The organism is Pseudomonadota bacterium (assembly GCA_039033415.1).
In the GTDB taxonomy this organism is placed as follows: Bacteria; Pseudomonadota; Gammaproteobacteria; order Xanthomonadales; family SZUA-38; genus JANQOZ01.
The window spans coordinates 151,425-165,006 of the sequence record JBCCCR010000001.1 but is presented as its reverse complement, the minus strand read 5'-3'; the positions used below and the strand labels follow the sequence as shown (position 1 = coordinate 165,006).

Genomic DNA, 13,582 nt, shown 5'->3' with positions numbered 1-13,582 from the left:
GGCATTTCTTACTTCAGCGATCGCATGTCAACCGCCGGTTTTCTTAGAACCGGTAGGTGGCACCGATGACAACGCGTCGATCCGGCAGGCCGACGAAACACAGCGGCCCGGTTTCAGCAACGCAATGCTGGTCGATACGCTCCTCGGTCAAGTTAACGCCATCCAGGTTGAGCGTCAGGTTTTCCGTGACCGCATATTGGATGCTGGCGTTCAGCTGACCTCGATCCAGGGTATTGACCGGAAAGCTGAAGGTGCTGCTGCCGCTCGTGTTAGCGCCGCCGCCAAAGTCCTGTGTGCGGAAGCCCTCCCGCCACGTGTACCGCGCCCGGGCTGAGAGACCATATTTCTCATAGAACAGAGTGAAGTTATAAGCGTCCTCCGAGAAGTCGAGCAGACCTCTTGGCTGACACACCTCGCCAAGAACCTGGAGACCACGACCTGACGTGCAGTCTTCAGCCGAACCGCCGCTGAAATCCTGGTGGGTGTAGTTCGCGACTACGCCGAAGCCAGACGCCCAGCCGAGGCGCTCCTCGAAGCTCGAAAGATCATACTGGAAGGCAAACTCAAATCCTTTCTGAGTGGTCGTTGCCGGATCGTTGCCGGGGATCGTGAAGTCAACACACAGACCCATGGTGTCCGGATCACCCAAAACATTCGGGATGACAATCGGATTGAAGATACCGCCACCGGGACACGAAGGATCGGTTTCCCGAGAGAGCCCACTCGTGCTGTTGGGGTCTTCGAACAGGGCCGCACCTTCAAAGTCGATGCCGAAAATATTCGTTCGGTCTTTTTCGAAATATCCGAGACTGACGACGGCCGAATCGGCGAAGTACCACTCCACGGCCAGATCGATTGAGTCCACTTCCTCAGGCTCTAGACCGGGATTCCCAAGCGCGACGACGGAGTTCTCTTGAACGTCGAAGGTGAAGCCGGTGTTGAGGTCACTGAAATTTGGTCGCCGGATATCCGAGCTGTAGCCGAAGCGAATCACCACGTCCTCCCGGACGTCGGCAACAACGTTCAGCCGCGGCAGGAAGAAATCGTAGCTTCCTTTGGTGGACTGCAGCGACCGCACACCGTTGGCGTCCTCGGGCCCGAAGGCGACGGAGTCGATCTCGGTGTCGATGTAGCGCACACCAAGATTTCCTCGAAAGATTCCCCGCTCGAAGTTTGCCTGCGCGTAAATGGCTGTGGTGTCTTCACTGACATCGTAGAAGGAGTTTTCGTCGGAAACCGGATTGAGAATGTCCGGGCTTTCCGGATCGTGGGCAATCACCGCGTCCTGCAGGATCGCGAGCGTGCCGTTCGGATCGGAAAACGCTCGATCGGGATCAACCAGCAGGAAGTCGCTGATAAAGAGAGACCGGCCGTCACCGTCACCGTAGTTGTTTGGACCCGGCACAAGCAGATCAGCAAACAGCGTTCCGCTCGGGCTGTCTACCAGCCGGCTAAAGCCGCCAATGCGATCTTCGACATCGTTGAATCGACTGGACGATTCGTTGTACCGGTAGCCAAATTCGAGCGTCTGAATGCCGTTCCAGTCGAAGTCATATTCGAAGTCAAAGCGCACGGCATTTTCTTCGTTCTCAGTTGTGTTGCGACCGAAGATCACCTGGTCGAGCACGACGTTGGCCGGATCGGTTAAGGACGCAGTCGTTGGCGCGAAAGGAGAATCGAAGTTGATACCCCAGGAAAGGGTCCCGCCTGACAGGTCGTAAACAAAGGGCACACAGTTGTCGTTGCTGGTCCCGTCCTGCGGGCAGTTCGGGTTCAGAAAGTTCAGCGTTGTGCTCAGGTTTGGATTCACCGTATCCGACTGGGTGGTTGCCAACTCAAAGCTGGCGAGCCACCGATCACCCTGCCAGTCGCCGCCGATGGCGAAAATATCGCTATCCGTAACCCGGGACCCTGTGTCGCTGGAGAACCGAAGGTTTGGATCATCATCATCGTTAGCAAGATCGGGCTCTAGAAACCCTCGCAGGGCCGCGGGGAATTGTCCCGGACCGATACCAAAATCCACGGTCTCAAAATCGGTTGGGATGCTAATGTTTCTTAGCGTGCTGACGCCGGACGCCTGCAACCGATAACTGTCCTGGCTTCGGTCCTGCCGGTTAATGACCGCGTCGAAGTGAAAGCTGAGGTTATCTCGCGGCGCCCACTCGAAGGTGGTTGCGATGTTGGCCGTTTCAAAGTCGAAGTTTTCCTGCTCCTGCACCAGAAACTGGATCCCAAGAAACTCACTTGGCGACGCGCCGGGCGGCCGGGAGATGTTGTCCCGGTCTGTTCGCGGCCGAAACGACACCGCCTCTTGCTCGGTGTAGCTGCCACTGATGACAAACCCGAACTCACCCGCGTCGGTTGACCAGCTGTCACCAAAAGCCCCGGACACCCGCGGCTGCAGGCTTTCGGTACTGAGGCTGCTGTCTTCAGCCTGGAGCCTGATGGAACCAAGCGTCTCTTTGAGCTGAAGTGGACGGATGGTTTTGAGATTGATGGTTCCGCCCACCGAACCCTCAATGGTTCCAGCATCTGGCGACTTGATCACCTCGACGGCGGAAATGATCGCCGGATTAACGTCCTCGAAGTCGATGCCGCTGCGGCCGGAACCGGAACCCACCGTGGACACACCGTTGAACTCGATGCGGTTCGCGTTAGTACCGCGGATCTGAACCCCGGTACCGACGCCAGCGGTACGGGTAATCTGGATGCCCGTCACGTTCTCCAGCACCTCGGCCAGGTTCTGGTCGGGAAGCTTCCCGATGTCCTGCGCCACGATCACCTCAATCAACTCTTCCGAGTTTCGCTTCTGGTTGATTGCGGTTCTTAGCGACGCTCGAATGCCGGTGACAATAACTTCTTCCAACTCTTCGTCTTGCGCGATTGCCGTCGGCGACAGAGCGAGTGTCGATCCGGCAATAGCGAGCGCGGTAATGCTACGTTGATATTTCACTGAATTGCCCCTCTGGCCATTAGTGCCACCCCAAAAGTGGATGATTGGTGTTTTTGTGAAGATGGAGTATACGTTTCATGTCACCGGTGTCAATATGCTCAAAAAACACGGCCACAAATCGCTCAATGAGAAGGAGTTGCCGCCCACCAGGCCGCAGGTTATGGTGAAAAAAGATCGAACTCGAGCAGAACCCAAACCGTTGAATCTTATTAAATACTGATTTATATGTCTTTTTTATCAAAATTCGCCTTGCTCCCCCTGCTTGCCGGCATGCTGGGGCAGCCGGCACTGGCAACGGATCAGCGGCCACCCTCATTATTGTCCGTGGAGACATTAAGGGGTGACCATTACCTCCCTGACTTCTCGTTCGCTGGCTTTCGAAACGGTTCCAGCGACCTGCCGAAGGCCGCGGGAGCCGTCATCAACGTTGATGATTTTGGCGCCATAGCGAATGACGGCGTCGATGATTCCAAAGCGATTCTGGCAGCGATTGAACACGCCAAAACGGTCGATGGACCGGTCATCGTGCGCTTCGCAGCTGGCCAATACCGGATCTCGGAAGTGTTACGGATCGAACGGTCAGATTTTGTTCTGCAGGGTTCTGGGCAGGGTGACGGCGGCACTCGCCTGTATTTTCCGCGCCCGCTTGACCAGGTAGATAAGAGCGAGTCTCTTAAGGAGCTGCGGCAGTATCTCGTCAAGCTCGACAAGCGCCAGGTGGAACCTGCCAAAAACCTCAATGACTACTTTTCTGAATACTCCTGGAGCGGTGGCTTTATCTGGATCCAGAAGCCAGGAACCCGCCCCGCTCCCTATCTGGTTGAGTATGATCCCGCGATTCCCAAGCTAGCGGATATCGCCAGCGGTAAACGAGGCGCACAAGACATGGTCCTCGCAAAGAAATCCAACCTTCAGGCCGGTGACATTGTTCAGGTGCAGTGGATCAACCGGACCGGGCCTGATGCGCCCATTGTGAAGTCGCTTTACGGGTCGGAGTTCAGGCGGGCGGGTTCGCACCATTGGTCGTTCCCTAAGCGGCCACTGGTGCGTCAGACCTCGCGAGTGGCTAAGGTCGATGGGACTCGAGTACAACTGGCCGACCCGTTGCTTCACGACGCCGGAGACTCGATTCCCGCCCAGCTCGCAGCCTGGGAGGGACTGGAACATGTCGGGATTGAAGACCTCCACCTCGCGTTTCCGGACTCGCCGTATTTCGGTCATCACCTGGAGCGTGGTTATAACGGCATCTACTTCACCAGCGCGTTCGATTCGTGGGCGCGCAATCTCCATATTACCAACGCCGATAGCGGCATTCTCAGCTACAACAGCGCCAACCTCACCTATCGAGACATTTTGTCTGACGGCTCAAGACGTGCGCACTACGCGGTGCATATGGGGAATGTTCACAACGTGCTGGCGGAAAATGTGGCCATCATGAATCCCGTGCTGCACTCTCTGACGTTTAATACGCAGTCCACAAAGTGTGTCTACAAGAACGCCGAGGTCTTTGCGACGCCGACGCTGGATCAACATGCTGGCGCCAACCATCAAAACCTGTATGACAACGTCACGCTGCACATCCAGGCGACGCGTAAAGAAAATGGACCGGTCACGCCGGTTTTTGACGGGAGCGGTGCCGGATACTGGCAGCCGGGTCATGGCGCATACAACACAACCTGGAACTTGAAGGTGCTGATCACCGGCGGAGCTTACGCTGATGAGGTTGTCACGGTGCAGGGGCTGGACGAGGGCCCGATGGCAAGAATTGTTGGACTTCACGGCAACCGCGAATTCAAGCTCGACTATCGTCCAGCACCCTACGTCGAGCTGCTCAACCAGAAATTGCGGGACGTCCCGTCTCTTTATGATTATCAAAAAAATCAGCGCCGCCAGGCCGAGGGCTCAAACCCATGACCCAAAGAATTGACGTCCGCCCGTGTGGAAGCGCAGTTGCTCGCTGGTGTGCCGCTTTCCTGCTCACAGCCGCAGGGTCACTGCAGGCTGACGCTCTCGTGCGAACCCAACAGGAATTCAGCGAGGCGGTCGGGGCCGCCCAGCCCGGTGACACCATCACAATGGCTAACGGCGTTTGGCGAGATTTCGAGATGCTTTTCACCGGCGTTGGTACCGAGCAGAAACCGATCACGCTTACCGCCGAGACCCGCAGCAAAGTGATCATCTCAGGCGTGTCCAACCTCCGGCTGGCCGGCGAGTACCTGGTGGTCAGCGGCTTGGTTTTTCGCGACGGCTACACGCCGACCAATGAGGTCATTTCCTTTCGACAAAGCCATGACCAGCTCGCCAATCATTCGCGGGTTACCGACACCGTCATCGACCACTTCAACAACCCGCAGCGCCATGAGCGGGACTTTTGGGTGATGATGTATGGCCGCAACAATCGCTTTGACCACAATCATATTGAAGGCAAAAGCAACGCTGGCGTGACCATGGCGGTGAAGCTGAACTCTGAGTCCAGCCAAAATAATCACCATTTGATCGACCACAACTACTTTGGGCCTCGTCAATCGTTGGGCTCAAACGGCGGTGAGACGCTCCGAATCGGGACCAGCAAGTATTCCCTGACCAACTCTTACACGACCGTCGAGAACAACTACTTCGATCGGTGCAATGGCGAGGTGGAGATCATCTCCAGCAAGTCGGGTCACAACGTGTTCCGCGGGAACGTATTTTTCGAGTCCCAGGGCACACTCACCCTTCGGCACGGCAACGACAATCTCATCGAAAACAATATCTTTCTCGGCAATGGCGTTCCGCACACGGGCGGCATTCGCCTGATCAACAAGCGACAGACGATTCGAAACAACTATCTTACTGGCCTCAAAGGCTATCGGTTTGGCGGGGCCTTAGTGGTCATGAACGGCGTCCCCGACTCGCCGATCAATCGCTACCACCAGGTGGAGGACTCACTGGTGGAGCACAACACCATTATCGATAGCGATCACGTGGAGTTTGCTGCGGGTAGTGACGAGGAAAGAAGCGCGGTTCCGATTTCTACTGCTTTTCGCAATAACCTCATGGTTCATCACGATCCTACGGCCTTCATTGCGGTCCACGACGATATCAGCGGCATTCGCTTCGAAGGAAACGTGGTATCGGGCTCAACGGCCACGCCCGAAGTGGATGGCTTCATAGACACGTCGGTAACGCTGACCGAATCCGACAACGGTTTACTGTATCCCGAGCAGCACAAAACGGCTGGCGTCAGCCCGGCGCTCAAAATTCTGCCACGCGGCGAGACCGGCGTTAGCTGGTACCCCAAAGCGGGGTTTGCTGACCGTTTCGATACGGGACGCATCCACGTGATTGCTCCCGGGCAAGATACTCTTGCCGCCGCCGTGGCGGAGGCAGCACCCGGTGACATCGTTGAACTGGAAGCCGGAGACTATGTCAGCACGCGGCTTATCGCGATCGATAAGCCGCTAACCGTCAGGGCAAAAAGTGGACAATCAGCGCGGCCAACCCTTCACTTCGAAAGAACCACACTGTTTGAGCTTGGCGAAGGTGGGAGCCTCAAGCTGGAGCGGCTAGCGGTGGACGGTTCCGCCGCACCCGACGCCTACGACAACTCGGTGATCCGCACGAGCCGGTATTCCCTGCTGTCGAATTACGATGTCGTGGTGAACGATGTCCATGTTGAAAACCTCAACACCAATCACTCCTTCAATTTTCTCAAAGTCTCGAAACATACCTTTGCGAACCAGATCGTAATTCGCGCGTCGCGTTTTGCCGAGATCTCCGGTCATGTTGTGGCGCTGGACCAGGAAACGGACGACCTTGGCATCTACAACGCCGAGTACATCACCATCGCCGATTCGAGGTTCGAGAATATTGAAAAGACCGTGGCCAGCGTCTATCGCGGCGGAACCGACGAAAGCACCTTCGGTCCACATTTTCTGTTTAGCGGGAATCGCTTGTCCAACGTGGGCAACGGCAAACGCAACAAAAGTCACGCCTCAGTATTTCTTCATGGTGTTCAGGTCGCAACGCTAAGCCAGAACACTTTGACCACGAGCCAGCCTATTCGGGTCGTCGAAACCGTCGGCGATCCTATTACCCGTATGTCTGAAAACCAATACACACAAACCACCGCGCCTGTGATCAAGCCGTTCGGCGTCAGCCGCCCGAACTGATTTTGCAGCGCTCATCAACAACAGGGGAAACAACTCATGGATCTTAAGGACAAAGTAGCCGTGGTGACCGGCGGCTCACGCGATATCGGAAAAGCCGTGTCGCTCAAGCTCGCCGCGGCGGGCGCGAAGGTTGTCGTCAACTATTACAACAACGAGGCAAAAGGCGCGGAAACCGTGAAGGAGATTACCGACGCGGGAGGAACGGCTATCGCGGTGGGAGGTGATATGACCCAGGCCAGCGATGTGAACAATCTTGTTAGCGCGACGGTCAACGCCTTCGGCGAACGTGTTGCGGTGCTGGTGAACGTTGTGGGTGGGCTGGTCGCCCGCAAGACCCTTGCCGAAATGGACGAGGATTTTTTCGATCAAGTGATCAAACTCAACCTCAACAGCGTGTTCCTTGCCTGCAAAAAGATGGTGCCCCTGATGACTGACGGCGGGTCAATCGTGAACCTGTCTTCCCTGGCCGGGCGTGACGGCGGCGGCCCCGGGGCCATTGCCTACGCGACCTCAAAAGGCGCCGTGATGACCATGACGCGCGGCTTGGCCAAGGAGCTGGGCCCCTCAGGAATTCGAGTGAACTGCGTATGCCCCGGCATGATCAGCACCACCTTCCATGATGAGTTCACCAAAGATGCGGTGAGGAAAAACGTGGCGGCGTCGACGCCGTTGCGCCGCGAAGGACAGGCTGAGGAGGTCGCAGATCTGGTGACCTATCTGGCCTCCAGCGAATCGAGCTTTCTCACCGGCACCAGTGTGGATATCAACGGTGGCTTGGGGTTTTCATAGCTGCACAGAAGCGAGAGCGTAAGCGGCAGTAGCAGCATCGCCAGACACAGCCATCAACAAAACGGGCGCCCGTTCCCGGGCGCCCGACAGATTAAACGGATCAGAATCGATCGAGTCCGGCCGGGGGTTCCGGCTGCGGGTCAAAGCCAAAAACCTCGATCCCGCTGGGCAGCCGCGCAGCGCTTGACTGACCGATCGACACGGTTTGTTTTCCACCTCCGATCGTGCCCAGCACCAGAGCCGCCACGTCGCCGACCTCCGTGCGGGTATCGATGGCAGCCGTGATCGCCAGGCGTACGTAGCCAGAACGTTTGGTCAGAACGGCAGTGAAGGCCTGGATAGATATCTCGATTTCGCCCACCTCAGGAGACTCCAGGGCGGCCCGGACACCGCAGCTTCGGTAGAAGCGCACCTGGAGCGAAGCCTCTTCGGGCTCAAAGCATTCCTCGGGAATAACGACCCGGAAAGGGGTAGGCTCGATGCCACCGAAGATTTCCCAGGTTGTGACTACGTCGCCGGCCAGCGTCCGGACGCCCCGCAGCTCGGCGCTTGCCGCGACGTCGATGTAGGGAGAACCTTTACCACCTGGCGCCAGATACACTGCGCGGGTGCTGGTTTGGCCCAGTTCAAGCGCCAGGGAGTGGCCGGCGAAGGCCATCAGCCCCAGGGCGATTAGCGGAAACCGAACCCAATTTGTAAAACGAATTTGCGTCTTCTTTGCTTGTTTCATTGTGTGCCTCCAATGTGCTAACTGATCTTCCATGTGCATGCGACCGTGCGCAGGCTTGTCAGAGACCGTTGAGCGGCGATTGATCACGCCCCCCTAGCGGCCCTCCCTTTACCCAATGCCGTGCAATTGAAAAGCGAACAAATCGCGCTGATCGTTCCAAACGACGTCGGTTTTCCCCGCACGAGCTGGACGTTTCGTCTCGAGCGATTATTCTGATAACGTTTGCCATCGAAGCCCCTTGGATTATTCAGTGTGGATCTCCTCCGCCGTGGACAGACGCTTGGCCATTGGGCTTTGGCCATGGGTCTTTTTGAGCACTGTTAGATGTCCTTCCTAGCCGAACTTAAACGCCGAAACGTGTTCCGCGTGAGCGCTGCCTATGTTGTCGGCGCGTGGGCAATCGCGCAGGTCGGCGATATCGTCTTCGACAACTTTGATGCACCGCCCTGGGCCATGCGGACCTTGCTGGTGCTACTGCTTGTCGGGCTGCCCATCGCGGCGATTACCGCGTGGGCGTTTGAGCTTGGTCCGGACGGACTGCGGCGCGATGAGGGGGATCAGCGTAGCCAAGCTGATCAAGCCCATGTTCGTCGTCGCCTGAATCAGGCTTTCGCCGCGCTGCTGGCGGTTGGGTTGTGCTTAGCAGCGGTAACGTTTCTCGGCCAGACAAGACTGAGCGCCCCGGAATCCATCGATGAACCAGCCAATCAGGCGGTGGCCATCGAGTCGATTCCTGGCCGCCTTTCGATTGCGGTGTTGCCCTTCGTGGACATGAGCCCGAACCAGGATCAGCAGCATCTCGCAGATGGCGTGGCTACAGAGCTGATGACGGCTCTCCACCGGGTAGACCAGCTTCGAGTGGCGTCGCGGACCTCCGCGTTTGCTTTTCGAAACAGCGGCCGCAGCATCGGAGAGATTGCTGCCGCGTTGAGCGTGGATCACATCGTCGAGGGTTCAGTCAGGCGCTATCAAGACAACGTCCGCGTTGAAGCCGCGCTGGTTGATGTACGAACCGACAAGCGGCTCTGGAGCGCAAGCTATTCACAGGAGCTCCGCGACGCCTTCGCGCTGCAGGCCGGGATTACCCGCAAGATTGCGGCCGCCCTGAAGGTTGCTGTTGGCGATGAGACCAGCACGGAAATCGACACCATCTTTGAGGCGACTGCAAATCCAGAGGCTTATGAAGAATTTCTGATCGGGACAACGCTTTGGGCGCGCCGCGGCGAAGAGAATATTCGTAATGCGATCAAACACCTCATGCGCGCCATCGAGCTCGAGCCCAACTTCGCTCGAGCCGAGGCTGCGCTGGCTAATGCCTACATCACGCTCCCGTCTTATGCCTTGATCGAATCAACGGAAGCGTGGGATCTCCTGACTCACGAAGTGTTTACCAACGCAGCGGAACACGCTCAGAACGCTCTGGCTCTGGACCCTTTGCTCGTAGACCCGTACTCAGCGCTGGCCGACATCGCTCGAATGCGGGGTCACTGGTCGGAAGCGGAACGCCTGTATCAGAAAGGGATCGGAATTGATCCGAGCGACGCCACGATCAACTTATGGTACGCAGAGCACCTCCAGGACCTGGGTTATCTGGACCGGGTAGCCATACAAAATGATTTGGCGTTACGCCTCGATCCGATGTCGCCCGGCGCTAACGTCAACACCGCAGGAGGTTACCTGACGCTTGGCGACTGTGAATCGCTCGATGCGCCGGCCCGGAAGGGTGCGGCGCTGGGTCATGAATTTGGGATTACATCGCGGATTCTCTGTCAGATGTTGAAGGGCAACTGGGCAGAAGCGCTAACCATTCATCGCGGCGCGGTTGTCGGTGAAATGACGCCTTTCGAGGCGGCCTTCGACGGGATACTCGATGGCTACGCGCAAGCGAAAGACGAGTCGGCGCGGGCGCCGGTAAGAGCTGAGTTTAGAGAGCTTAGCGCCAACTGGGGAAGCGATCCGGCCGTTATCCTGATGCTCGCCTCGTTCGATATGACTGACGATATCGTTAACCGAGTACTGAGCGAAGAAACATACTGGGGTGGAATCTCCAAGGCGTTTTGGGGGCCGCCGATGTTGAGACTTCGAAAACACCCGAGATTCAACGAACTTCTAGAGGTATCCGGATTGCTCGAATTTTACCGTGAATCCGGGGTCCCGCCCGACGAGTGTGTCTGGGTTGGCGACACAGTGGACTGTGCCCAGGAGGGCTAGCGAGCGGCCTCTTCCCCTAACCCCGAGCCGTCTTCTCGGCGCGCCTCAATCGCGGCCCAACCAGCCGCCGCCAGGCAAGAGCCATTCCTGTGTAGACCAAAATACAGGCCGCAAGCGATGCGAGGCCGGCGATTGTCTGGCCCGCGACACCCCACCATTCGCCGGTATGACCGAAGCGCGCCAGATCCCATGCCTGGTCCGCTGGAGACCAGTCGTTGTGGCGTTTAACCTCAATGATCCTGCCGCTGTTGATATTCATCTTAAGCTCATAGGCCAGCTGTGGTCGATTGCCGATGCTGCGGTCGATATAAAACTCCGCCTGGTCCGGACCCGATCCGGTCTCTACCCAAATTGAATACCAGTCCCGGGCACCATTGGCATGCGCGTGTTCCACAGCGGTTGCCAACATCGATGCATAGCTTGTCTTACCGATGATCGCACCATGGTCATGCGCACCCCGCTCCTGGCCTGCGGGAGCTGACTCTCCGTAGGCACCGTAGAGCGCCGAAACCGCCCAGGGAAAGTAAAGTACCGTTGCGGAGAGAGCGATGAATAGTAACGGCGGCAAGGCCCAGAACCCGAAGACGTGATGCCAATTGTAATCTCGGGCTTTCGAGCTCACGGCACGACGATTCAGCAGCATTTGCGACCTCAGCACCGACCAGCGCCAGAGACGGGGCAACCACAGATAAATGCCGCTGACGATCAGAAACAGAAACAGCAAATTGCAGTAGTTCATCACAGCCCGAGCAGCGTCATAGCGCTTACCCTCAACAGCCAGCCATCGGTGAAGGCGCGTCACAAAATCGAAGAACTCACCGACGGCGCCGCGGCCTGCCCGAAGAACATCACCGGTCACCGGGTGAATCAGATTGCCGTTGGGCCCGGCCCACACGGGGATCGCAGCTCCCTGTCGATTCACGACCCTGATGAAGATGTGGTCTTCCTCAGGGTAGCGTTCGAGCGATTGCGCAATGAGCTGATCTAGTGACAGCAGGGCCGCAGACTCAGCAACCGCCACGTCCTCTCGCTGCTCCGCCCACTCGGCGATCTGTCGCTCATAGGTCAGAACGACACCGGTTGCCGACATGATTAGCACGAACGTTCCCACACCCAAACCGACGATCAGATGGGACCAAAATAGGATCGAACGCAGGCGAGCACCCATAGCGCGACGCCGGTGATCCACGGTACCGCCGAAACCCGGCGAACGGCCTCGCGCGACGGGGTCGAGCCGTGTCCTTACGGGGCGACGGGACATGCGGCAGCTTTTACCAGCGGGGTAAGCTGTTTCTCATAGCGCGTCCACCGCGCCATCGAGGTTTGATATACCGGCTGCCTGACCTGCCAACGGCTGGGTGTTTGTACCGCACGATCGTTTTGGTGAAAGCTCAACACATTGTCGTTCCAAGGCAAGCCCAGAAACTTCAGCAGTCCTTCCGCGCTGACCTTCAGGCTGGAAACCGTCTCTTCGTAGCGGGCCTCCACGATGCGCAGGCCGGTTACCTTTGCCCAGTGTTCCATCAGCTTCCGATATCCACGCCAGTAATACGCGATATCGTCGAGGTCAGTAGACCAAGCCTGCTGATGATTGAAATTGTGCGTGTAAATCGACAGACCACAGTCCCGAATGTCACGGGTACAGTGAATGATTCGCGCGTTCGGCAGTGCCATGGCCACCAGGCCGAGATGCCAGAAATTGAGCGGCTGTTTGTCGACCACCCGGTGCGCCTCCGCTGGCGCGCGGATCGATGCCCTTGCGACGTATTCCTTCCCCAGATCGGCGATCTGCCGTTCGCCGAGTCTGACGGCACAGTCAGGCCACGGAGGATCGGCGATGCCCAGACGGTCCGGCGTGCCCGTCGCAAGGTCGGTCAGCGTATTGAGCTCGCCGGCACCGAAACATTCGGGATGAGATCCCACCACCTGTTCGGTCAACGTTGTACCCGACCGCGGCAAACCCACGATAAAAACCGGGCGCTCCGAAGAGTCTCCCCAGCTCTGCCTCGCAGAAAAGAAGTCCGCCGAAAATATGGTGATCATCTTTTCGAGACGGGCGTCGAAGCGTCGGCGGTCAAACCTTCCTGCGATTGCCTGCCTTGCTCTGTTAGCCGTTTCGTAAGCCTGGAAGGCCGCTGCATAGTTTTCCTGCTGCTCGTAGGCTTTGCCCAGACCGTAGGCCAGCAGCGCTTTGTCGCCCGGCGTGAGCTGCGGCAGGGTACGACTGGCCTGATCTATTTCTGACGACACATCGACCTGCCTGCTCAAGCCGAGCAGGCTCGCCAGCGCAGCGGGCTTTTCTGGATCCAGACTCACCGCCCTGCGATAGGCTTCGGCGGCCTGCTGAGGTTCACCCAGGTCCTCCAGCAGCTGACCCAGCCCAAAATAGGCAGGCGCAGAATCGGGGTCGAGCTTCAGCGACAACTGAAACTCGCGCCTTGCCTCCACCACAAAACCCAGGGCCTGATGAGAAGACGCCAGCAGGCGGCGCGCCAGGGAGTCTTGGGGGTCAGCGTTGACGGCTCGTAGCAGGCATTGCCTTGCGTCTTCCAGCTGATTGTTGGCCTCGAGGAGCTGGGCCAAACCGATCCAGGGCGCCGCCACGTGCGCGTTGAGCTTAATGGACTCCCTGAACGCATGAAGCGCACCGGATGCGTCTCCGGCGCGCTTGAGCTCATAACCGCGGTTGTACCACTGCTCCGCAGTCAGGGTGCGCGGCATGAACGTTGCTCGTTGGGACTGACGAGA

General features: G+C 57.8%; 8 protein-coding genes. 4 read left to right on the top strand and 4 right to left on the bottom strand.

The features are described from left to right. Positions 1-43 precede the first annotated feature (43 nt). Positions 44-2,953: a TonB-dependent receptor gene (locus AAF358_00660; protein MEM7704028.1), complete on the bottom strand. Its 2,910-nt coding sequence runs from the start codon at positions 2,951-2,953 to the stop codon at positions 44-46. Between the two features lie 249 nt (positions 2,954-3,202). Between AAF358_00660 and AAF358_00655 the strand changes: the two genes are divergently transcribed. Genes AAF358_00655 through AAF358_00645 form a run of 3 tightly spaced genes read left to right on the top strand, consistent with a single transcriptional unit; the run spans position 3,203 to position 7,893 of the window. Further along, complete coding sequence (locus AAF358_00655) at positions 3,203-4,867, top strand: glycosyl hydrolase family 28-related protein (GenBank protein ID MEM7704027.1); 1,665 nt, start codon at positions 3,203-3,205, stop codon at positions 4,865-4,867. Continuing rightward, positions 4,864-7,104 (top strand): polysaccharide lyase 6 family protein, encoded by a 2,241-nt coding sequence (locus AAF358_00650; protein MEM7704026.1) that lies wholly within the window; start codon positions 4,864-4,866, stop codon positions 7,102-7,104. The genes AAF358_00655 and AAF358_00650 overlap by 4 nt, the downstream gene beginning before the upstream one ends. Positions 7,105-7,140: 36 nt before the next feature. Beyond that, a complete protein-coding gene (locus AAF358_00645) occupies positions 7,141-7,893 on the top strand; it encodes a glucose 1-dehydrogenase (GenBank protein ID MEM7704025.1) in 753 nt (250 codons plus the stop codon). A gap of 100 nt (positions 7,894-7,993) precedes the next feature. Here the strand turns inward: AAF358_00645 and AAF358_00640 are convergent, their stop codons facing one another. Then, the gene (locus AAF358_00640; GenBank protein ID MEM7704024.1) at positions 7,994-8,623 is read right to left on the bottom strand and encodes a hypothetical protein; all 630 of its coding nucleotides are present in this window, start codon (positions 8,621-8,623) and stop codon (positions 7,994-7,996) included. Positions 8,624-8,989: 366 nt separating this feature from the next. On the opposite strand from AAF358_00640, the gene AAF358_00635 reads away from it, so the two are divergent. Beyond that, on the top strand, positions 8,990-10,834 hold the full coding sequence (locus AAF358_00635; protein ID MEM7704023.1) for a hypothetical protein: 1,845 nt from the start codon (positions 8,990-8,992) through the stop codon (positions 10,832-10,834). A 16-nt stretch (positions 10,835-10,850) separates the two neighbouring features. Here AAF358_00635 and AAF358_00630 read toward each other — a convergent pair whose 3' ends face one another. Continuing rightward, the gene (locus AAF358_00630) at positions 10,851-12,095 is read right to left on the bottom strand and encodes a PepSY-associated TM helix domain-containing protein (protein MEM7704022.1); all 1,245 of its coding nucleotides are present in this window, start codon (positions 12,093-12,095) and stop codon (positions 10,851-10,853) included. Beyond that, positions 12,077-13,555 (bottom strand): sulfotransferase, encoded by a 1,479-nt coding sequence (locus AAF358_00625; protein MEM7704021.1) that lies wholly within the window; start codon positions 13,553-13,555, stop codon positions 12,077-12,079. Before AAF358_00625 ends, AAF358_00630 begins: the two co-directional genes overlap by 19 nt. Positions 13,556-13,582 lie beyond the last annotated feature (27 nt).

Bases quoted from the DNA above. Each gene is read 5' to 3' on its own strand.
- AAF358_00645 (MEM7704025.1), top strand. From the start codon at position 7,141: ATGGATCTTAAGGACAAAGTAGCCGTGGTGACCGGCGGCTCACGCGAT.
- AAF358_00650 (MEM7704026.1), top strand. From the start codon at position 4,864: ATGACCCAAAGAATTGACGTCCGCCCGTGTGGAAGCGCAGTTGCTCGC.
- AAF358_00630 (MEM7704022.1), bottom strand. From the start codon at position 12,095: ATGTCCCGTCGCCCCGTAAGGACACGGCTCGACCCCGTCGCGCGAGGC.
- AAF358_00625 (MEM7704021.1), bottom strand. From the start codon at position 13,555: ATGCCGCGCACCCTGACTGCGGAGCAGTGGTACAACCGCGGTTATGAG.
- AAF358_00640 (MEM7704024.1), bottom strand. From the start codon at position 8,623: ATGAAACAAGCAAAGAAGACGCAAATTCGTTTTACAAATTGGGTTCGG.